Origin of the sequence: Streptomyces sp. NPDC102283, assembly GCF_044766265.1 — a bacterium.
Taxonomy (GTDB): domain Bacteria; phylum Actinomycetota; class Actinomycetes; order Streptomycetales; family Streptomycetaceae; genus Streptomyces.
The window spans coordinates 466,515-486,653 of sequence record NZ_JBIWLQ010000004.1; the positions used below are offsets into that span (position 1 = coordinate 466,515).

At 72.7% G+C, this 20,139-nt stretch carries 17 protein-coding genes; 3 read left to right on the top strand and 14 right to left on the bottom strand.

The genetic code is table 11. The annotated features are described in order from the left end of the window. Positions 1-83: 83 nt before the first annotated feature. The 13 genes from ACIRJT_RS11385 to ACIRJT_RS11445 form a co-directional block, all read right to left on the bottom strand. Positions 84-1,109 (bottom strand): ADP-ribosylglycohydrolase family protein, encoded by a 1,026-nt coding sequence (locus ACIRJT_RS11385; protein ID WP_403907451.1) that lies wholly within the window; start codon positions 1,107-1,109, stop codon positions 84-86. Continuing rightward, entirely contained in the window at positions 1,106-1,882 is a 777-nt protein-coding gene (locus tag ACIRJT_RS11390) for an NUDIX hydrolase (RefSeq protein WP_403907453.1), read from the bottom strand. The genes ACIRJT_RS11385 and ACIRJT_RS11390 overlap by 4 nt, the downstream gene beginning before the upstream one ends. Then, the gene (locus tag ACIRJT_RS11395; RefSeq protein WP_403907455.1) at positions 1,879-2,958 is read right to left on the bottom strand and encodes an AAA family ATPase; all 1,080 of its coding nucleotides are present in this window, start codon (positions 2,956-2,958) and stop codon (positions 1,879-1,881) included. Before ACIRJT_RS11395 ends, ACIRJT_RS11390 begins: the two co-directional genes overlap by 4 nt. Next, entirely contained in the window at positions 2,955-3,611 is a 657-nt protein-coding gene (gene pnuC, locus ACIRJT_RS11400; RefSeq protein WP_403907457.1) for a nicotinamide riboside transporter PnuC, read from the bottom strand. The genes ACIRJT_RS11395 and pnuC overlap by 4 nt, the downstream gene beginning before the upstream one ends. A gap of 137 nt (positions 3,612-3,748) precedes the next feature. Continuing rightward, on the bottom strand, positions 3,749-5,101 hold the full coding sequence (locus ACIRJT_RS11405) for a pseudouridine synthase (protein ID WP_403907459.1): 1,353 nt from the start codon (positions 5,099-5,101) through the stop codon (positions 3,749-3,751). After that, positions 5,101-5,757 carry an SMC-Scp complex subunit ScpB gene (gene scpB / locus ACIRJT_RS11410; RefSeq protein ID WP_403907461.1) on the bottom strand — a complete coding sequence of 219 codons (657 nt, stop codon included), beginning with the start codon at positions 5,755-5,757 and terminating at the stop codon, positions 5,101-5,103. The genes ACIRJT_RS11405 and scpB overlap by 1 nt, the downstream gene beginning before the upstream one ends. Continuing rightward, the gene (locus ACIRJT_RS11415) at positions 5,754-6,719 is read right to left on the bottom strand and encodes a segregation and condensation protein A (RefSeq protein WP_403907463.1); all 966 of its coding nucleotides are present in this window, start codon (positions 6,717-6,719) and stop codon (positions 5,754-5,756) included. Before ACIRJT_RS11415 ends, scpB begins: the two co-directional genes overlap by 4 nt. A gap of 103 nt (positions 6,720-6,822) precedes the next feature. Next, positions 6,823-7,389, bottom strand: a complete 567-nt coding sequence (locus tag ACIRJT_RS11420) for a hypothetical protein (protein ID WP_403907525.1) — start codon at positions 7,387-7,389, stop codon at positions 6,823-6,825. Further along, positions 7,386-8,504 (bottom strand): ParA family protein, encoded by a 1,119-nt coding sequence (locus tag ACIRJT_RS11425; protein WP_007448578.1) that lies wholly within the window; start codon positions 8,502-8,504, stop codon positions 7,386-7,388. Before ACIRJT_RS11425 ends, ACIRJT_RS11420 begins: the two co-directional genes overlap by 4 nt. 368 nt (positions 8,505-8,872) lie before the next feature. Further along, positions 8,873-9,988, bottom strand: a complete 1,116-nt coding sequence (gene ald, locus ACIRJT_RS11430; protein ID WP_403907527.1) for an alanine dehydrogenase — start codon at positions 9,986-9,988, stop codon at positions 8,873-8,875. A gap of 143 nt (positions 9,989-10,131) precedes the next feature. After that, on the bottom strand, positions 10,132-12,264 hold the full coding sequence (locus ACIRJT_RS11435) for a tetratricopeptide repeat protein (protein ID WP_403907466.1): 2,133 nt from the start codon (positions 12,262-12,264) through the stop codon (positions 10,132-10,134). A gap of 210 nt (positions 12,265-12,474) precedes the next feature. Beyond that, a complete protein-coding gene (locus ACIRJT_RS11440) occupies positions 12,475-13,101 on the bottom strand; it encodes an NUDIX hydrolase (protein ID WP_007454720.1) in 627 nt (208 codons plus the stop codon). 88 nt (positions 13,102-13,189) lie between these two features. Beyond that, positions 13,190-14,857 (bottom strand): CTP synthase, encoded by a 1,668-nt coding sequence (locus tag ACIRJT_RS11445; protein WP_403907469.1) that lies wholly within the window; start codon positions 14,855-14,857, stop codon positions 13,190-13,192. A gap of 443 nt (positions 14,858-15,300) precedes the next feature. On the opposite strand from ACIRJT_RS11445, the gene ACIRJT_RS11450 reads away from it, so the two are divergent. After that, a complete protein-coding gene (locus ACIRJT_RS11450) occupies positions 15,301-17,103 on the top strand; it encodes a glycoside hydrolase family 15 protein (RefSeq protein WP_403907529.1) in 1,803 nt (600 codons plus the stop codon). A 56-nt stretch (positions 17,104-17,159) separates the two neighbouring features. Here ACIRJT_RS11450 and ACIRJT_RS11455 read toward each other — a convergent pair whose 3' ends face one another. Continuing rightward, positions 17,160-17,966, bottom strand: coding sequence for an aminotransferase class IV family protein (locus ACIRJT_RS11455; protein WP_403907471.1), 807 nt, complete (start codon positions 17,964-17,966; stop codon positions 17,160-17,162). Positions 17,967-18,026: 60 nt separating this feature from the next. On the opposite strand from ACIRJT_RS11455, the gene ACIRJT_RS11460 reads away from it, so the two are divergent. Both ACIRJT_RS11460 and ACIRJT_RS11465 read left to right on the top strand, forming a co-directional pair. Further along, complete coding sequence (locus ACIRJT_RS11460) at positions 18,027-18,371, top strand: MerR family transcriptional regulator (protein ID WP_403907472.1); 345 nt, start codon at positions 18,027-18,029, stop codon at positions 18,369-18,371. Positions 18,372-18,502: 131 nt separating this feature from the next. Next, complete coding sequence (locus ACIRJT_RS11465; RefSeq protein WP_403907474.1) at positions 18,503-20,128, top strand: PucR family transcriptional regulator; 1,626 nt, start codon at positions 18,503-18,505, stop codon at positions 20,126-20,128. Positions 20,129-20,139: the final 11 nt, after the last annotated feature.

The window sequence follows — 20,139 nt, forward strand, 5'->3', positions numbered from 1 at the left end:
CCTCTCGTACCCGGTCGCCCTCGGCTCACTCACACGCGGGCCCCGTCGGCGAGACGATGACGCGCAGACGCCGACGGGAAGGCTCAAGCGTCCCAGAGCGCGGCGAGGGAGAGCAGGTCGCTGCGGTACTCGATGCGCTCCGACCACTCCTTGGGCCAGGCCGCCGCGCCCAGGTGCGCCCCGGCGAGCGCTCCGGTCAGGCAGGCGATCGAGTCGGAGTCGCCCCGGGTGCAGGCCGCCCGGCGCAGGGCGGTGAGGGGCTCCTCGGGGAACAGCAGGAAGCAGTGCAGCGCGGTGGCGAGGGCCTCCTCGGCGATCCAGCCGTCGCCGGTCCGCTCGCAGGGGTCGGTCTCCGGCGACGGGTCGCGCAGCGCGTCCTGGACGCGTCCCAGCGCGGTCAGGCACTCGTCCCAGCCGCGCTGGGTGTACGCCTGCGGGGTGGCGTCGCCCGCGTGGCGCCAGAGGTCGCCGAGCCAGCGGGTGTGGTAGCGGCCCCGGTTCTCGTAGGCGTAGCTGCGGAGCTGTCCGATCAGACCGAGGGGTTCGGCGCCCTGGGCGAGCAGGAACACCGCGCGGGCCAGCAGGTCGGAGGCGGTGAGCGCGGTGGGGTGGCCGTGGGTGAGGGCGGCCTGGAGCTGGGCGGCCCCGGCGCGCTGTTCCTCGCTGAGGCCCGGGACCAGGCCGACGGGGGCGACCCGCATGTTGGCGCCGCAGCCCTTGGAGTGCGTCTGGCTGGCCTCCTGCCAGACCCGGGTGTGTTCGAGCAGGCGGCAGGCGGTGAGGCAGGTGTTGCCCGGGGCGCGGTTGTTGTCCGGTGAGTGGTACCAGGCGACGAACTCCGCGCGGACCGGGTCCACCATCCGTTCGGGGGTGAGCAGTCCGCTGTCCATGGCGGTGCGGATACCCCGGCCCAGGGCGATCGTCATCTGGGTGTCGTCGGAGACGACCGCGGGCGTCAGGAGGGGAAGCTGCCGCCAGGGGCCGAACTTGGCGAGGATGGCGGGCACGTCGTTGAACTCGGTGGGGAAGCCCAGGGCGTCGCCGAGCGCGAGCCCGGTCAGCACGCCGGTGGCGGCCTGCTTGGTGAGGGGCGGGGTGGTGATGGTCATCTGTCTCGTCCTTCCGGTGCGGAGTGCGACGGGGCTGCGGGGGCGTCCGGTCGTGGCGGGCGCAGGAGCGGCGGGTGCAGGGCGGTGGCGTCGCCCGCCCGAAAGAGGGCGGCCGGTTTACCCCGGCCGCCGGTGCGGCGCGGCGGGCCCTCGACGGCCTGGACGAACCCGGGCGCGTTCAGGACCTTGCGCCGGAAGTTGGGGCGGTCGAGCTCGACGCCCCAGACGGTCTCGTAGACCTGCTGGAGTTCCCCGAGGGTGAATTCGGCGGGGCAGAACGCCGTGGCCAGGCAGCTGTATTCGAGCTTGGCGCCGATCCGGTCGTGGGCGTCGGCGAGGATCCGGTCGTGGTCGAAGGCCAGCGGTCCGGTGGAGCCCGCGTCCCCCCACCGGGCGCTCGCCGCGTCGCCGCCGCCGCGCGGTTCGGGCAGGTCCGGCAGGAGTGCGGCGTACGCGACGGAGACGACCCGCATCCTCGGGTCGCGGTCCGGGGCGGTGTAGGTGCGCAGCTGTTCGAGATGGAGGGTGCCGACGGCGCCCTGGCCGAGGCCGGTCTCCTCGGCCAGTTCGCGGCGGGCGGCGTCCTCCGCGGACTCGCGGGGCAGCAGGAAGCCGCCGGGCAGCGCCCACCGGCCCCGGAAGGGCTCCTGGCCGCGTTCGACGAGCAGCACGTGCAGCCGGGCCTCTCGGACGGTGAAGACCGCGAGGTCGACGGTGACCGCGAACGGGGCGAAGGCGTGCGGGTCGTAGCCCTCGGGGACGGGGGTTCTCATCGCGTCTCCGGGAGGGGTGCGGCGAAGTTCCAGCCGGTGGTGAGGAGTTCGTCGACGGCGGTGCCGGCGGCGGTGAGCCGCGCCTCGGGCGGACCGGTCATCTCGATGAACCGCCTGCCCGTACGGGTGAGTTCGGCGCGGAAGCGGTCGGTCATCCAGGGGCGCAGCTCCTCGCCGTCACGCAGTCCGTCGTCCTCGAAGGGGACGCCCTCGTGGTCGGTGAGCAGCCACAGGTGGTGGTCGGTGCGGTCGGCGATCTCCTCGACGAGCGGGTTGCGGCCGCCGACGTACCGCTCGTGCCAGACGGTGGTGGCGAAGGAGTCGGTGTCGCAGAAGAGCACCGGGGACCCGGCGCGGGCGGCGGCCTCCTCCCGGTCGTTCTGGGCCTGCGCGATGAGCGGGAAGTCGTCGGTGGTGAAGCTGACGTCCTCCCAGGCGGCTCCGGGCCAGCGCTCGCGCAGGGCGGCGAGCTTCTGTTCGCTGTACTCGCGCCCGTACTCGGCGACGTAGCCGGTGCGTGCCCACACGCCGCCGCGTGCGCGGTAGTGGGCGGCGAGCGCCCGCGCGAGGGTGGTGGTGCCGGTGGACTCCGCGCCGAGGACGACGACCCGGCGGGCGAGGGCGGCCCGCACGGGCGGCCGGAGGAAGTCCCAGCAGTCGGCCGGGGACCGGCGCACGGCGGTGCCGGAGACCGGGAAGAGGGTGCGGCCCCGGTCGACGAGGACGGACGCGGCGCCGAAGCGTCGGCCCAGCTCCTCCCCGTACGCCTCCGAGGTGAAGACGGCGTCCACCCGCTCGGGCACGGCCGCGGTGAAGACCGCCATGTGCGCGTCCCAGACGGCCGGGTCGGCCACGTCCATGTGCGTGTCGTCGACCGCGCCCACCACCGTGACGTCCGGGTGGACCTCGCGCATCCAGGCGACCCGGTCGGCGAGCGGGACGGATTCCACGGAGGCGGCGCAGACCAGCACGGTCAGCCGTTCGCAGCGGTCCCGAGCAGTCTCGACGAGGTGGTGGTGGCCGGCGTGCGGCGGGTAGAACTTGCCGAGGACCAGGCCGTGTTCGTAGCGCTTCATGCCGCGGCCACCTCCGCGGGGCGCGCGGTGCGGGCGGTCAGGTCGCGCCGCCAGTCGCGCAGGCCGACGAGGCAGAGCGCGAGGAACCCGGCGTAGAGCAGCGAGGTCAGATACAGCCCCTTGTGGGCGTACAGCGGGATGTAGACGACGTCGGCGGCGATCCACAGCCACCAGGACTCCAGCCGCTTCCTGCACTGCCCGTACGTCGCCATCAGCGACAGGGACGTCGTAGCCGCGTCCCAGAACGGGACGGTGGAGTCGGTCGCCCGGGACAGCAGCAGCGTGATCCCGAGGGTCCCCACCACCCCCGCCGCGAGCAGCCAGGTCCATTCGGTGCGGGTCGTTCGACACACCGGCAGGACAGAGGTCCCTGGTCCACCCCCGTGGGTCCAGGTCCACCAGCCGTACGCGGCGAGGGTGATGAAGACGATCTGGAGGCCGGCGTCGGCGTACAGGCCGGACTGGGCGAACAGCAGGACGAAGAAGAGGTTGTTGGCGATGCCGATCGGCCAGTTGGCGAGGTGCTGGCGGGCCACGAGCCAGACGCACAGCGCCCCGCTTCCGAAGCCCAGCACCTCGGTCCAGCTGACCGGGGTGTCCAGGATCGTCACCAGGGGCTGTTGCAGGGGATCGAGTACGTCCGCGAGGCTCACGCCCGCCTCCTTCTTTATAGTCACTCTGACTATAAAGGCTGGACGGGGGCAGCAGAAGGCCCGCGGCCGGTTCTGTTCGAACTTTCCGAACAGAACCGGCCGCGGGCCTTCGTACGACGTCTGGTGCGGAGAAGGGCCTAGAGGCCGACCTCGCGCATGAGCATGCCGACCTCGGTGTTGGTGAGGCGGCGCAGCCAGCCGGACTTCTGGTCGCCCAGCGGGATCGGCCCGAAGGACGTCCGCACGAGGCGCTCGACCGGGAAGCCGGCCTCGGCCAGCATCCGGCGCACGATGTGCTTGCGGCCCTCGTGGAGGGTCACCTCGACCAGGTAGTTCTTGCCGGTGTTCTCGACGACGCGGAAGTGGTCGGCGCGGGCGTAGCCGTCCTCCAGCTGGATGCCGTCCTTGAGCCGCTTGCCGAGGTCGCGCGGCAGGGGGCCCTGGATGGCGGCCAGGTAGGTCTTCTTGACGCCGTACTTGGGGTGCGTGAGGCGGTGGGCCAGCTCACCGTGGTTGGTGAGCATGATGATGCCCTCCGTCTCGGTGTCCAGCCGGCCCACGTGGAACAGCCGCGTCTCGCGGTTGGTCACGTAGTCGCCGAGGCACTGGCGGCCGTCCGGGTCCTCCATCGAGGAGACGACCCCGGCGGGCTTGTTCAGCGCGAAGAAGAGATACGACTGGGCGGCGACCGTGAGGCCGTCGACCTTGATCTCGTCCTGGTGCACGTCGACGCGCATGCCCTGCTCGACGACGATCTCGCCGTTGACCTCGACGCGGGACTGCTCGATCAGCTCCTCGCACGCCCGGCGCGAGCCCATGCCGGCGCGGGCGAGGACCTTCTGCAGCCGCTCACCCTCCTGCTCGGCGCCCGGGTGGGTCTTGGGGAGGTTGATCTCGGGCTTGTTCGCGTACCGGTCGCGGTTGCGCTGCTCGATCTTGGCGTCCAGCTCACGGGGGCGCGAGGGTGCGGCCCGGCGGAAACCGCCGCTGCGGCTGCCGCCCTGTGCGGGCTTCGGGCCGCCCTTGGCGCCGCCCCGGGCGGCCGAGCCGCGGCCCTTGCGGGGGCCGTCCTGCTCGGCCCGGGCGCCGGGGGCGTCGTTGCCGACGTCGTAGCGGCGCTCCTCCGGGCGGGGACGACGGGGGCGCTGCTCCTCGTCGCGGCCGCCCTGGTAGCTCGAACGCCCGTCCTGAGCGCCCTGGCGTCCGCCCTGGCCGCCGCCCTGGCCGGTGGGACGGCCGCCCTGGCCGGGACGACCGCCCTGACCGGAGGGACGGCCGCCCGGGGCTCCGGGCCGCCCGCCCTGGCTTCCGCCGCGGCCGCCGCCCTGGCCGCCGGGACGACCGCCCTGGCCGCCACCCTGGCCCTGGCGGAAGGACCCGCCGCCGCTGCCCGCGCCGCCGCCGCTCCGGGGGTTCCGGTTGCCGCCGCCGCTGCTCCGGCCGCCGCTCCCGCCGTTGCCGCTTCCGCTGTTCCTGCCACTGCTTCGCATCAAAATTCCGTCTTGTCGTCTGCGTGAGTATCCGGGGTGTCCGGTGCGTCCGGATCGAACGACGGCACACCCTCTAGCGTCTCAGCCTCGATCGCGTCCGCCTCCGGGAGGAAGGGCGCGAGCTCCGGGAGCTCGTCCAGGCCGCGCAGGCCCATTCGCTCCAGAAAGTAGTTCGTCGTCCTGTACAGGATCGCACCTGTTTCGGGTTCCGCGCCCGCCTCCGCCACCAGGCCCCGCTGGAGGAGGGTCCGCATGACGCCGTCGCAGTTCACTCCGCGCACCGCCGAGACCCGCGAGCGGCTCACCGGCTGCCGGTACGCGACCACCGCCAGGGTCTCCAGCGCGGCCTGGGTGAGCCGGGCGTGCTGGCCGTCCAGGACGAAGCCCTCCACGGCCGCCGCGTACTCGGGGCGGGTGTAGAACCGCCAGCCGCCCGCGACGAGCCGCAGGTCGAAGCCCCGGCGCTGCACGGTGTACTCGTCAGCCAGCTCCCGCAACGCGTCCGCCACGGCCCTGCGGGGCCGCTGGAGCACCTTGGCCAGGTGGTCGACGGTGGCGGGCTCGTCGACGACCATGAGGACCGCCTCCAGGGCGGGCTTCAGATCGAGCGCGGCGACCGCGCCCTCCTCGGTCTCCCGAGTCGGCTGCTCACTCATTCCCGTACGTCCTCCTCGTCAGCGGGCCGCCCGTTGAGTTCGGCGTCGAACTCGTCCGTCACCACCGGCTCCGCGTCCGCCCCGCCGCACCAGGTCACCAGCAGGCCGCCCAGCGCCTCGTCCTGGTCGAGGGTGACGGCCTTCTCGCGGTACAGCTCCAGCAGGGCCAGAAACCGGGCCACCACGGTCAGGGTGTCCGGCGCGTCCCCGGTCAGCACCGCGAAGCTCAGCGCCTTCCCGGCTTCGCGCAGCCGCTCCACCACGAGGGCCGCCTGCTCCCGGACGCTGACCAGCGGGGCGTGGATGTGGTCGACGTACACCTGGGGTCTGGGCTTCGGCCGCATCGCCTTCACCGCGAGCTTCGCGAAGCCCTCGGGCCCGATACTGATGACCACCTCGGGCAGCAGCGCGGCGTGCTGGTCCTCCAGGCCGACCGTACGGGGATGGCGGCGGGCCTCGGACTCCAGGCGGCCCTCGAAGATCTCGGCGATCCGCTTGTACGCGCGGTACTGGAGCAGCCGCGCGAAGAGCAGGTCCCGCGCCTCCAGGAGCACGAGGTCCGCCTCGTCCTCGACCTCGGCGGCGGGCAGCAGCCGGGCGGCCTTGAGGTCGAGCAGCGTGGCGGCGACGACGAGGAACTCGGTGGTCTGGTCGAGGTCCCAGTCGGGGCCCATGGCGCGGATGTACGCCATGAACTCGTCGGTGACCTTCGACAGGGCGACCTCGGTGACGTCCAGCTTGTGCCGGGAGATCAGCTGGAGGAGGAGATCGAAGGGGCCCTCGAAGTTCACCAGCCGGACGGTGAAGCGCTTGCCGTCCGACTCCTGCTCCGGCACAGCCTCTTGTACGGGTACGGGTACGGGCTCTTGCACGGGAGTCGCCTCCACCGGAGGCGCCACCGCACCCGGCCCCCGCCCCAGGGCACGGCGGCGCGGGGTGGCGGGGTCGTCGGGCGTGGGCATGGAGGTCCAGGGATGGGGCGGCGGCGCGGGCGGTTCCCGCCGGGCGGCGGGTCCAGAGCCTGTCGTCAGGCCCTAGTGGGGCAGGCTACCCGCGCCGTGCCGCTCAGCGGCCGCGCAGCCGCCGTACGAGGATGCTCGCGTCGCCCCGGGACTCCAGGTCGGCCAGGACCACCGCCACCGCCTCGCGGACGATGCGGCCGCGGTCGACGGCGAGGCCGTGTTCGCCTCTCAGGACGAGCCGGGCGTGTTCGAGGTCCATCAGCTCCTCGGCGGAGACGTAGACCGTGATCTTCTCGTCGTGGCGTTCCCGGCCGCTGGGGCGGCGGTTGGCGCCGCGGCCGCCGCCGCGCCTGCGCTGCTGCTGGACCGCCGGGGGCTGCTCGGCCGGAGCGGCCGAGGACGCGGGGCGCTCGCCGGACGCGGCCCCGGCGGACGGGGAACGCTCGCCCTCACCGCCGCGGCCCCGCGCGTCGCCGCCGTCGGCGTCGGCCGCGGTGTGCTCCTCACGGTCGGCGGGCGGGGCCTGGCCGGAGGGGTCGCTCTCCCCGGCGGGCGCGGGCACCCGCGGCTCGCCGTTCGCCTTGCGCCGCCGCTCCGCCGGGGAGGACGGCTGGAGGCCCATCCCGCCTCCGGTGGTACGGAACAGTTCGTCGGCCCCCGGCAGACTCACTCGGCGTGACACCGGGCGAGCACCTCCCTGGCGAGCTGGCGATAGGCGGCTGCGCCGACCGAGTTGGAGGCGTAGGTGGTGATGGGCTCACCGGCGACCGTGGTCTCCGGGAAGCGGACCGTGCGGCCGATGACCGTGTGGTAGACGTGCTCGTCGAAGGCCTCGACGACGCGCGCCAGGACCTCGCGGCTGTGCACCGTACGGGAGTCGTACATGGTGGCGAGGATGCCGTCGAGCTCCAGCTCCGGGTTGAGCCGCTCCTGGACCTTCTCGATGGTCTCGGTGAGCAGCGCCACCCCGCGCAGGGCGAAGAACTCGCACTCGAGCGGCACTATGACCTTGTGAGCGGCCGTCAGGGCGTTCACGGTGAGCAGGCCGAGGGAGGGCTGACAGTCGATCACGATGTAGTCGTAGTCGGCCATCAGCGGCTTCAGGGCGCGCTGGAGCGTGGACTCGCGGGCCACCTCGCTGACGAGCTGCACCTCGGCCGCGGAGAGGTCGATGTTGCTGGGCAGCAGGTCCATGTTGGGGACCGCGGTCTTGAGCAGGACGTCGTCGGCCGTCATGCCCCGCTCCATGAGCAGGTTGTAGACGGTGAGGTCCAGCTCCATCGGGTTGACCCCGAGGCCGACGGAGAGGGCTCCCTGCGGGTCGAAGTCGACGAGCAGGACCCGGCGTCCGTACTCCGCGAGCGCGGCGCCCAGGTTGATGGTCGACGTGGTCTTGCCGACGCCGCCCTTCTGGTTGCACATCGCGATGATCTTCGCGGGGCCGTGGTCGGTCAGGGGACCCGGGATCGGGAAGTACGGCAGGGGCCGTCCGGTCGGGCCGATGCGCTCGCGGCGCTGACGCGCGGCGTCGGGCGCGAGGGTGGCCGCGTACTCCGGATCGGGCTCGTACTCGGCGTCGGGGTCGTAGAAGTGCCCCTCGGGCACCTCGGCGAAGTCGGCGAAGCGGTCGGTGTCCCGGCTGCTCTCGTTGCCGGCCGTGGCGTTCACGTGTAGGCCGTCCATCATCTGGGGGGCTGTCGTCATGTGCTGTTGGGTGGCGAAGGTGCGGACAGCGACGGAGCCGACAGCTTCGAGCCCGATCGGGCTCAGACCCCGTGCAGGCATCCCTGGTTGACCACCCCCGGGAGTAATTGTCGACTCATTCACAAGTCGTCTTACCTCCTTGGACGTGACCAGGAAACTTATCGATAGGTCAGCGTGGCACCATGCCGACGATTGGCGACTCTATGGCGTGTCACCGGTCCGCAGCAACACAATCCGCCGGACCCGGCCCGATGTGTCGGCAATCGAACGCCTCGCTGTCAAGGGCGCACAGCGACCAAGCCGCACATTTCACCGCAGCACGAAACGGGTAAAGGGTTACGTTCGGCGCGAGTTGCGCAAGGGCCCCACAGGGCCCGATACGCATCCGGCCGGACCTTGCTCGGCAAGGTCCGGCCGGAGTCCCGATGTTGACGGAGGGGGTTGACCCGTCAGCCGAGGAGCGCGGTCAACTCGACGTGCGGGAGACCGTGCGCTTCGGCCACCTCGCGGTAAACCACCTGGCCCTCATGGGTGTTGAGACCCTTGGCGAGAGCGGCGTCGCGACGCAGGGCGTCGGCCCAGCCACGGTTCGCGAGCTCCACGATGTAGGGCAGCGTCGCGTTGGTGAGCGCGTAGGTGGAGGTGTGGGGCACCGCGCCGGGCATGTTGGCGACGCAGTAGAAGACCGAGCCGTGGACCTGGAAGGTCGGCTCGGCGTGGGTCGTCGGACGCGAGTCCTCGAAGCAGCCACCCTGGTCGATTGCAATGTCGACAAGTACACTTCCGGGCTTCATCTTGGCGACGAGCTCGTTGGTGACCAGCTTCGGGGCCTTGGCTCCGGGGATCAGCACGGCGCCGATGACGAGGTCGGCCTCGACGACGGCCTTCTCCAGCTCGAAGGCGTTGGAGACGACGGTCTGCACCTTGGTGCCGAAGATCCTGTCGGCCTCGCGCAGCTTGTTGATGTCGCGGTCGAGCAGCGTGACGTGGAAGCCGAGGCCCACGGCGATCTGCGTGGCGTTCCAGCCGGAGACGCCACCACCGATGACGACGGCCCTGCCCGCCGCGGTACCGGGGACGCCGCCGGGGAGAACACCGCGGCCGCCGACGGAGCGCATCAGGTGGTACGCGCCGACCTGCGGGGCGAGACGGCCGGCGACCTCGGACATCGGGGCGAGCAGCGGGAGGGCGCGGTTCGCGGTCTCGACCGTCTCATAGGCGATGGCGGTGGTGCCGGAGGCCAGCAGCGCGTCGGTGCACTCGCGGGAGGCGGCGAGGTGCAGGTACGTGAAGAGGGTCTGGTCCTTGCGCAGGCGGTGGTACTCCTCGGCGACCGGCTCCTTGACCTTCAGCAGCAGGTCGGCGGCGGCCCAGACCTCGTCGGCGGTGGCCAGGATCCGCGCACCCGCGGCGACGTACTCCTCGTCCGGGATGGACGAGCCGACGCCGGCGTCGTGCTCGATGACGACCTGGTGGCCGTGGCCGACGAGCTCATGCACTCCGGCGGGGGTGATCGCCACCCGGAACTCGTTGTTCTTGACTTCGCGGGGGATGCCGACCTTCACGTCGATCACGGTCCTTGGCTCGGAGGGTCATCCGGGCAGAACTGTGCACACCCGGACATATACAGCATAAATGGAGACGCCACGAAGGAACGCGGCAGAGCCAGTCTAATGAAGGACTTCGCGCTGTCTAGCCTTACAAAGCATTAACTTTCTGTCGAAGCACTACGGATTTCGTAGGCTGAGGGCTCCTCGCCCAGCAATCTATCGGCCGCACCCCGGTGCAGCCTGGCCGCCGCGGGGTCCCCGAGCCGGTCCAGCGTGTCGGCAAGCCGCAGCTGGAGCGCCGCCTGAAGCCGCACGTCACCGACGCGCCGGGCCAGATCGACGGCCTCCCGGCAGGTCTGGAGCGAGTCGTGCGGCCGGCCCGCGTACTCCTGGACCCGGGCCGACTCGCTCAGCGCCCGCGCCTGGGCCGCCGGATCGCCGAGCCTGCGGTGGCCCGCGGCGGCGGCCCGCCAGTTCCGCAGCGCCTCGCCGTAGCGTCCGGCGTAGGTGTGGACCGCCCCGAGCCGTCCGTACAGCCGGGCCTCGTCGGCGCGCTCCCCCTGGGTCAGCCGCTGGGCGAGCGCCCGGCCGTACCAGTCGGCGGCCCGGTGGTAGTCCCCCAGCTCCTCGTACGCGCCGCCTACGGATTCCATCGCGCGCCCGGTGGCGTACAGGTCCCTCGCCGCTCTTCCGGCGTCCAGCGCGGCCCGGTAGCGGGTCAGCGCGTCCCGGGTGCGGCCGGTGCGGGCGTCCAGGTCCGCGAGGTTCAGCAGGGCGGCCGCCTGCTCGCGGGGCAGCTCGCGGCGGAGCGCCACGTCCAGGACGAGGCCGTGCAGCCCGTACAGCTCGGGTGCGGCCTCCTCCGTCCCCCGGTGCGCGGCCAGCGCCCGCACCAGGGCCGCCACCAGCCGCCGCGCCAGGGTGTCGAGCTCGCCGTCCGCCACGGCGAGCCGGGCCGACGCGAGCAGGGCGGGCTGGCGGACCCGCAGCCACGCGCCCGCCTCGTCGGCGCTCGGGAAGCGCAGCGAGCGGGGCAGGCCGGCGAGCTTGCGGCGGGCGGCGGAGCCCTCCGGCTCGGTGACCGCCCGGCAGGACTGGAGCCGGCGCACGGTCCGCTCCAGCATCCGGGCGCGGGCGAGCTGGATCTCGGCCGGCCGGTCCCGGTCCTCCAGGAGGGCCGGCAGCATCGGGGCGAGGCAGCCGGGCACCGCGTACTGGGGGTGGGCCGCGCCGTCCGTCCGCAGCAGCCCGAGCTTCACGAAGTCGTCGAGGGTGGAGCGGGCGGCGGAGACCGAGCAGCCGGCCAGCGCGGAGGCCGTGTGGGCGTCGGCGAGGCCGGCGGGGGCGAGGGCCAGCAGACGCAGTATCCGGGCGGCGGCCGTCGGCAGGGAGTCGTGGACGAGCCGGAACGCACGGGCCAGCGGGCGGGCTCCGGTGGGCAGGTGATCGCCGGGGTCGGGCAGCTCGTGCAACTGCTTGGTCACGTCGGCGACCGAGGCCATGGGGTGCGCGGCGAGCAGGCCGCCCATCAGGGCGAGCGCCGCGGGCTGGCCCCCGCACTCCTCGGCCAGCCTCTCCGCGGTGCGGGGGTCGACGGTGATGCGGACCTGTCCGATGACGCGGGCGAGCAGCCGCACCGCCGCGCCCGCCTCCAGTCCGCCGAGGGTGCAGGGCCGTACGTCGGGGATGCCGGTCAGCGGTCCGGTCGCGGTGGCGAGGACCAGGCAGTCCGGGTTCTCCGGGAGGAGCGGGTCGACCTGTTCGGCGTCGGCCGCGTCGTCGAGCACCAGGACAAGCCGCCGTACGGCGAGGGCCTCGCGGACCATCTCGGACAGTTCGTCCTGGTCGGCGCCGGGCGGGACCGCCATCCCGAGGAGGCCGAGGATCTCGCCCGCGGTGCGTTCGGTGGGGACGCGTCCGCCGCCGGGGTCGGTGAGGCCGACCCGGAGCACCCCGTCGGGGTAGTCGCCGGAGCCCGTACCGGGAACGGCCCAGGGCAGTGCGCCCGTGGCGGTCGCGGCGGCCCCGGCGGCGTCGGTTCCGGTGAGCGCCCCGGCCAGTTCCTCGGCGAGCGCGCTGCGGCCGGAGCCGGGCCGGCCCGCGATGAGCAGGACCCGGGCCCGGGGGGCCTTGCGCCCGGCAAGGGTGTCGAGGCCGGCGCGCTCGATGTCCGCCCGCAGCGCCTTCAACTCACGTTCGCGGCCGACGAATCGGGGCGGGGCGGCGCCGGACGGCGCCTCGGCCCCCGGGGCCTTCGCCGGGCCGCTGGTGTCCACCGCCTGATCGGTCACGAGCCACGCTCCACTTCGCTGCACGCGGTGCCCGCCGGAACTCCGGTCGGGTGCGTTTCGAGCGTAGTTCAGCGGTGACGACGATCACTGCGGAGTGGAGCGGAGCACGAGGAACATCCCCCGATCGGATCAGCATTTCTTCACTTTTACCGATCGCCAGGTTCGGTGACCGTCCGACCGGGGGTACGACGCGCGGCGGCAGACGGGCCGTCAGGCCTCGAAGGGCCGGGCCGGCCAGGGCGCGTCGGCGGGGCGCAGGGAGTCGACGCCGTCGCCCGCGCGTACGGCGGAGAGCGCGAGCGCCCCGACGACCAGGCAGTTGTTGTGCACGTCCCCCGCGATCACCGAGCGGACCAGCTCGGGCAGCGGCACCCGGGCGTGCTCCATGTCGGCCTCCTCCTCGGAGACCGCGTACCGCTCGCCCTCCGCCTCGGAGAGATCGCGGGCGAGGAAGACGCGCACGGCCTCGTCGCAGCCGCCGGGCGTGGTGTAGACGTCGGTCAGCACCCGCCAGTCCTCGGCCTTGACGTGCGCCTCCTCGTACAGCTCGCGCTGCGCGGCGTGCAGGGGGTTCTCGCCGGGGACGTCGAGCAGTCCGGCCGGGATCTCCCAGAGCCGGTGGCGCACCGGGTGGCGGTACTGCCGGAGCACGATGACCCGGTCGTCGTCGTCCAGCGCGAGGACGGCGACGGAGCCGGGGTGGACCTGGTAGTCACGGCCGTGGACGGACCCGTCGGGCATCACCACCTGGTCGGTGCGGACGCTGGTCTTGTTGCCGGTGAAGGGGGTCGCGGTCGCGGTGACCTGCCACTCCTCGGGCTTGTCCTGGATACCCATGTACGTCCACGTCCTCCCACGAACCAACGGAAACCGGGGTACCGATCCGCGCAGGATCCGTACCCCGGTCAACCGTAATGCCTCGGTGTTACGCGTCCGCGCCCTTCGCGGCGGCGACCTGGCGCGCGACGGCGGCCTTCACCAGACCCGCGAAGAGCGGGTGCGGGCGGGTCGGGCGGGAGCGCAGCTCCGGGTGCGCCTGGGTGGCGACCAGGTAGGGGTGGACCTCGCGCGGGTACTCGACGTACTCGACGAGCTTGTTGTCCGGGGAGGTGCCGGAGAAGACCAGTCCGGCCTTCTTCTCCAGCTCACCGCGGTAGGCGTTGTTGACCTCGTAGCGGTGGCGGTGGCGCTCCTCGACGTACGGCTCGCCCGCGTACGCCTCGCGCACCAGGGAGCCCTCGGCGAGCTTGGCCGGGTAGAGGCCGAGCCGCATGGTTCCGCCCAGGTCGCCCGCGCCCTCGACGTAGGCGAGCTGCTCCTCCATCGTCGAGATGACGGGGTGGGAGGTGGCGGCGTCGAACTCGGTGGAGTTGGCGTCGGGGATCTCGGCGAGCGAGCGGGCCGCCTCGATCACGATGCACTGGAGGCCGAGGCAGAGGCCGAGCAGCGGCACCTTGTTCTCGCGGGCGTAGCGGATGGCGCCGACCTTGCCGTCGACCCCGCGCTCGCCGAAGCCGCCCGGGATGCAGATCGCGTCGACGTCGCCGAGGTGCTCGGCGGCGCCCGCCGCGGTCCGGCAGTCGTCGGAGGTGACCCACTTGACCTTGACCCGGGCCTTGTTGGCGAAGCCGCCGGCGCGGATCGCCTCGGTGACCGAGAGATAGGCGTCGGGCAGGTCGATGTACTTGCCGACCAGCGCGACGGTGACCTCGTGGTCGGGGTTGTGGACCCGGTCCAGCAGGTCGTCCCAGGTGGTCCAGTCGACGTCCCGGAACGGCAGGTCGAGCTTGCGCACGACGTAGGCGTCCAGACCCTCGGTGTGCAGCACCTTGGGGATGTCGTAGATCGACCGGGCGTCCGGGCAGGCCACCACGGCGGTCTCGTCGACGTCGCACATCAGCGAGATCTTGCGCTTGATGGCGGTGGGGACCTCACGGTCGGCGCGCAGCACGATGGCGTCCGGCTGGATGCCGATGTTGCGCAGGGCGGCCACCGAGTGCTGGGTGGGCTTGGTCTTCAGCTCGCCGGACGGGCCGATGTAGGGCAGCAGCGAGATGTGGACCACGAAGACGTTGTCCCGGCCGACCTCGTGGCGGACCTGACGGACGGTCTCCAGGAACGGCAGCGACTCGATGTCGCCGACCGTGCCGCCGACCTCGGTGATGACGACGTCCACGTCGTCGGCGGCCATGCGGCGGATGCGGTGCTTGATCTCGTTGGTGATGTGCGGGATGACCTGGACGGTGTCGCCCAGGTATTCGCCGCGCCGCTCCTTGGCGATGACCTGCGAGTAGACCTGGCCGGTCGTCACGTTGGCGGAGCCGTCGAGGTCGACGTCGAGGAAACGCTCGTAGTGGCCGATGTCCAGGTCGGTCTCGGCGCCGTCGTTGGTGACGAACACCTCACCGTGCTGGAAGGGGTTCATCGTGCCCGGGTCGACGTTGAGGTAGGGGTCGAGCTTCTGCATGGTGACCCGCAGGCCCCGCGCCTTGAGCAGGGCACCCAGGCTGGAGGCAGTCAGACCCTTGCCGAGGGAGGAGGCGACACCCCCGGTGACGAAGATGTGCTTGGTCGTCGTGGATGTGGGCTGCATAGCCAAAGGGGGCTCCCGTGGTCGCGGTTCTGAGGTGCGTACCGGCCGCCCAACCGGAGATTCCGGGGGCGCCGTCGCTGCGGTTCGGGGGCCTCGTGCGCTGTCGCGAACGACCACCGGTCCACGGGCTACCAGGGTAACAGCGACGGCGAGAGGCTGCTTCCGGCCACACCCTGCACAGGGACGTCACAGCTTCACCGCAGCCACTCCACGTCCCACCCGATCAGCTCAGAGATGTTGCGGAGACCGTCGCGCGGATCTTCGTGGTGCGTCGTATCCTGCTCAAACACTCGCTGCCGAGACGGCCGGGCGGTGGCGCCACCCAGGCCGCCCACCCGGTACAGGCCTCGTCGGATCTTCCCGGGTGAAAGACCCTACGACCCCCTTGACCCGCAGTAAGCGCCCTTCGACAGGGCGACATGGCCGTTCGACTGGAGACGCACGTGGCCGGGCGCATCGAGGATTACGCACTTATCGGAGACATGCAGACCGCCGCCCTGGTCTGCCGGGACGGCACAGCGGACTGGCTGTGCCTGCCCCGCTTCGACTCGCACGCCGTGTTCGCGGGGCTTCTGGGCACCGAGGAACACGGCTTCTGGCGCCTGGGCCCCGCGAGAGCGGAAGGAACGGAACCAGCCTTCGCCGACCGGCGTCGCTATCGCGGTGACTCCCTCGTCCTGGAATCGGAGTGGGACACGCCGCGCGGCACCGTACGGGTGACCGACTTCATGCCGCCGCGTGACGGCGCTCCCCAGCTCATCCGGATCGTGGAGGGCGTCAGCGGCCGGGTGCCGATGCGCTCGGAACTGCGGATGCGTTTCAGCTACGGCCGGGTGACGCCGTGGGTGCACAAGGTCGACAACCGCACGGTCGCCGTCGCCGGACCGGACTCCGTCTGGCTGGACACCGAGGCGGAGACGTACGGCAAGAACCTCACCACCTACTCCGACTTCACCGTCGGCCCCGGCGACCGGGTGGCGTTCACGATCAGCTGGCAGCCCTCGCACCACGGGCCGCCCGCCCTCCCCGAGCCCGAGGGCTCGCTGGAGGCGACCGAGCTGTTCTGGCGCGAATGGGTCGATCAGTGTACGTACCACGGACCCTATCGGGAGGCGGTCGTCCGCTCCCTGATCACGCTGAAGGCCCTCACGTACGCGCCGACCGGCGGCATCGTCGCGGCCCCGACCACCTCACTGCCCGAGGAGATCGGGGGCGTACGGAACTGGGACTACCGCTACACCTGGCTGCGGGACGCCGCGATCACCCTCTCCTCGCTGCTGCGCACCGGATACCGGGAGGAGGCCCGCGCCTGGCGCGAGTGGCTGCTGCGGGCGGTGGCGGGCGACCCGGAGAACCTCCAGATCATGTACGGCATCGCCGGGGAGCGCGAGCTCGGCGAGGCGGAGCTGGACTGGCTGCCCGGTTACGAGAACTCCGGCCCGGTCCGGGTCGGCAACGGCGCGGCCAACCAGCTCCAGCTCGATGTGTACGGCGAGGTCACCGAGGCGCTGCACCTGGCGCACATGACGGGGCTGACCCGCAACGACTACGCCATGGGCCTCCAGCTCAAGCTGATCGAGTATCTGGAGAAGCACTGGGAGGAGCCCGACGAGGGCATCTGGGAGGTGCGCGGGCCGCGCCGGCACTTCGTTCACTCGAAGGTGATGGCGTGGGTCGCGGTCGACCGGACGATCAAGCTGGTCGAGTCCGGGGACGTCGAGGGTCCGCTGGAGCGGTGGTACCAGCTCCGCGACGACATCCACCGCGATGTCTGCGAGCGCGGCTACGACAAGGAGCGCAACACCTTCACCCAGTCCTACGGGTCGAAGGAGCTGGACGCCTCCCTGCTACTCATCCCGCAGATGGGCTTCCTGCCGCCGGACGACAAGCGGGTCATCGGCACGATCGAGGCGATCCAGCGGGAGCTGTCCACGGAGGACGGCTTCATCCTGCGCTACCCGACGGAGGGCGAGAACGCGGGCGTCGACGGTCTGGCGGGCGACGAGGGTGCGTTCCTGGCCTGTTCGTTCTGGATGGCCGACGACCTCGCGATGATCGGCCGGGTCGACGAGGCGCGCCAGCTGTTCGAGAAGCTGCTGTCGCTCCGCAACGACCTGGGCCTGCTGGCCGAGGAGTGGGACTCCAATCTCCAGCGCCAGGTGGGGAACTTCCCGCAGGCGTTCAGCCATGTCCCGCTGATCGACACGGCTCTGCGGCTGACGGCGAGCGGCGCGTACGTCGGCTGAGCCGCCGACGGTGAGAACGGCCGCCCCGGGTTCTCCGGGGCGGCCGTCGCGCGTTGTCAGGGGGCGGTGAGCGGTTCGACCTCGTACGCCCGGTGGAGCAGCTCCAGGAACGGCGGGGCGGACGGCAGCTCGACCGCGCCGATCCGGTGGACGGCCACACCCGGCGTCCAGGAGTTCATGACGACCGCCCCGGCGAGGGCGGGCAGGTCCTCGGGGGTGATCGCGACGGTCCGCTGTCCGATCCCGAGCCGGCCCAGCTGCCGCCGGACGATGCCCATGGTCGTCCCGGCCAGCAGCCCGGCCCGGGGCCACAGCACCGACTCGCCGTCCCAGAAGGCGAGGTTCCAGATCGTCGCCTCGCTGAAGCGGCCCTCCCCGTCCAGGAACGCGGCGTCGTCGAAACCGTCGGCGGCGGCCTCGCGGAGCAGCCGCGTCTTGGCCGGCTCGCCGACGTGCTTGATGTGCGGTAGGTACCGGTCGTGCCGGAGCGCCGCCAGGGCGAGCGGCCCGGCGGGACCGGACGACGCCGGGCCGGTGCGCACGAGGAGCGCGGGATCGGCGTCGGCCGCGGTGAACTCGCCCGCCGGGGAGTACACCGCGGCCGTCAGCGAGAGATCGGCCGGTCCGTCGCGGAGCGCCCTACGCAGACGCGAGCGCACCACGTCCTCGGGCAGAGCCCGGCCGAACAGCTCCGTCGACGCGGCCCTCAGCCGCTCCAGGTGGAGGTCGAGGCCGCGGGCCCGGCCGCCCCTGACCTGAACGGCGGTGAAGTGGGCGTGGCCCGCGAAGGCGAGCGGCGCGAGGTCGCCGGTGGTGGCCGTCCGGCCGTTCACCTGCACGACGTACGGGGAATCCTGTTTCATGGCCCGGACGTTAGGGCCTGACACCGGTGACAAGGTCAAGAGGGAACGAGGCACGGGCACATGCTGATCGGGGAGTTGTCCCGGCGGACGGGCGCCAGCGCGCGGTCGCTGCGGTACTACGAGGCGCAGGGCCTGTTGTCGGCCGGGCGCGGCGCGAACGGCTATCGCGCCTACGCCGAGGAGGCGGTGGTGACCGTCACACAGATCCGCGCGCTGCTGCGGGCGGGCCTGACCACCGAGGTGATCGCCCAGGTGCTGCCGTGTGCCCGGGGCGAGGGACCCGCGTTCGACTGGTGCGCGGAGCTGCGGGAGATCCTCGGCGGGGAACTGGCCGTGATGGACGACCGGATCGAGGCGCTGCGCCTGAGCCGGGGCGCGCTCGCGGGGTTGCTGACGAAGCCCTGACCGGCGGGCCCGGTGCGGCAACGCGTCCGCGCGCCTCCCCTGCGGTGCGCGCCCCGGCCCCCGGGCGGTAGCGTCCTGAACAGGACGACCACCCGATCGACGGGCGGGGCACAAGGGAAGCGGGCCGGTACGTGGAGAGCCACAGCGGAATCACCGTGCAGCGGGCGCTGGAGCTGCCGGGGCTGCGCGCCGGGCTCCCGGAGGTGGTGGCCGGCGCCGACCGGCTGAACCGTACGGTGCGCTGGGTGCATGCGGGAGAGGTCCCGAACATCGCCTCCCTCCTCAAGGGCGGCGAGCTGCTCCTGACCACCGGCCTGGGCCTCGGCGCCCGCCCCGCCGAACAGCGCGCCTTCGTCCGCCGCCTCGCCGACCGGTCCATCGCGGCCCTGGTGGTGGAGCTCGGCCCGCGCTTCGGGCGGCTGCCCGCCTCCATCGTGGACGCCGCCCGCGCGGCCGGGCTCCCGCTGGTCCAGCTGCACCGCGAGGTGCCGTTCGTCGCGGTGACCGAGGAGGTGCACACCGAGATCGTCAACGGACACTACGCGCTGCTCCAGCAGGCGGAGGAGGTGCACCGGCGTGCCACCCGGGCGCTGCTCGACGGCGGCGGGGTGCCGCAGGTCCTCGGGATCCTCGCCGACTTCACCGCCAACCCGGTCTTCCTGGAGACGCCCGACGGCCGGCTCCTGTACGCGGCGTCCACCGGGACCGGCCCGGTGGGCGCGGACCCGCTCCAGGTCTGGGAGGGCATGCGCGGCGACCGGGCCGCCCGGGAGAGCCCGCCTGTGGGCGCGGTGCTGGTGGACGTGCCCGGCGGCGGGCCCGAGACCGGTGCGGTACGGGCCCGGCTGGTGCTGCTCGCGGTGGCCGGGCCGCTGGCGACCGTGCACCGGATGGCGGCGGAGCGCGCGGCGGGCCTCCTCGCCGTCGTGCTGATGCAGGCCCGGCAGGAGGAGGAGCTGGCGGCCCGGGGCCGGGGCGACTTCCTCACCGACCTCGCGGAGGGCCGGATCGCCCCCGAGGACGCCCCCGCCCAGGCCCGGGTGCTCGGCTTCCGGCCCGGCGACACCCCGCTGCTCCCGGTGGTGATGCGGCTGGCCCCCGAGCTGTCCCCGTCGGGCAACTGGGCGGTGCTGGCCCGTGCGGTCCTGGAGGAGCTGGCCTCGGTCGGGGTGCCGGTGCTGCTCGGCGTACGGCCCGTGGAGGGGCGGGTTCCGCTGCTGGTCGGGCTGCGTTCGGAGGGCGAGCGCACCGCGGTCGCGGACCGGGTGGCGGCGGCGCTGCGCGCCGGGGTGGAACGGGCGGGCCTCGACCGCGCCGGATCGCAGCCGCCGGTGGTCGTGGTCGGCGTCGCGGGCGGCTGGGCCGCGGCGGGCGCGGGGCTGCGGCACGCGTCGGAGACGGCGACAGCCGCGCAGGGCCTGGACGACCGGCCCTGGTACGACGCCCGGCGCCTCGACATCGACCTGCTGCTGTGGCGGCTGCGCGACCATCCGGACCTGGCGGCGTTCGTGAACCGGGCGATCGGTCCGCTGCGCGAGCACGACCGCACCTCGCGCCCGCCGCTGCTCCCGACGCTCCAGGCGTATCTGGCGCACGCGGGCCGCAAGGCGGAGACCGCCCGCGAGCTGCACCTCAACCGCCAGACGCTCTACAACCGGCTGGCCCGGATCGGCGAGCTGCTGGGCACGGACCTGGACGACCCGCAGACGGTGCTGGCGCTGAGCCTGGCGCTGCGGGCCCGCCGCCACACCACCTGAGAGCGGGCCCC

Excerpts from the sequence above, each read along its gene's own strand:
- ACIRJT_RS11455 (WP_403907471.1), bottom strand. The coding sequence starts at position 17,966 with ATGAAACAGGATTCCCCGTACGTCGTGCAGGTGAACGGCCGGACGGCC.
- ACIRJT_RS11385 (WP_403907451.1), bottom strand. The coding sequence starts at position 1,109 with ATGACCATCACCACCCCGCCCCTCACCAAGCAGGCCGCCACCGGCGTG.
- scpB (WP_403907461.1), bottom strand. The coding sequence starts at position 5,757 with ATGAGTGAGCAGCCGACTCGGGAGACCGAGGAGGGCGCGGTCGCCGCG.
- ACIRJT_RS11390 (WP_403907453.1), bottom strand. The coding sequence starts at position 1,882 with ATGAGAACCCCCGTCCCCGAGGGCTACGACCCGCACGCCTTCGCCCCG.
- ACIRJT_RS11440 (WP_007454720.1), bottom strand. The coding sequence starts at position 13,101 with ATGGGTATCCAGGACAAGCCCGAGGAGTGGCAGGTCACCGCGACCGCG.
- ACIRJT_RS11425 (WP_007448578.1), bottom strand. The coding sequence starts at position 8,504 with ATGCCTGCACGGGGTCTGAGCCCGATCGGGCTCGAAGCTGTCGGCTCC.
- ACIRJT_RS11460 (WP_403907472.1), top strand. The coding sequence starts at position 18,027 with ATGCTGATCGGGGAGTTGTCCCGGCGGACGGGCGCCAGCGCGCGGTCG.
- ACIRJT_RS11445 (WP_403907469.1), bottom strand. The coding sequence starts at position 14,857 with ATGCAGCCCACATCCACGACGACCAAGCACATCTTCGTCACCGGGGGT.
- ACIRJT_RS11415 (WP_403907463.1), bottom strand. The coding sequence starts at position 6,719 with ATGCCCACGCCCGACGACCCCGCCACCCCGCGCCGCCGTGCCCTGGGG.
- ACIRJT_RS11405 (WP_403907459.1), bottom strand. The coding sequence starts at position 5,101 with ATGCGAAGCAGTGGCAGGAACAGCGGAAGCGGCAACGGCGGGAGCGGC.
- ACIRJT_RS11395 (WP_403907455.1), bottom strand. The coding sequence starts at position 2,958 with ATGAAGCGCTACGAACACGGCCTGGTCCTCGGCAAGTTCTACCCGCCG.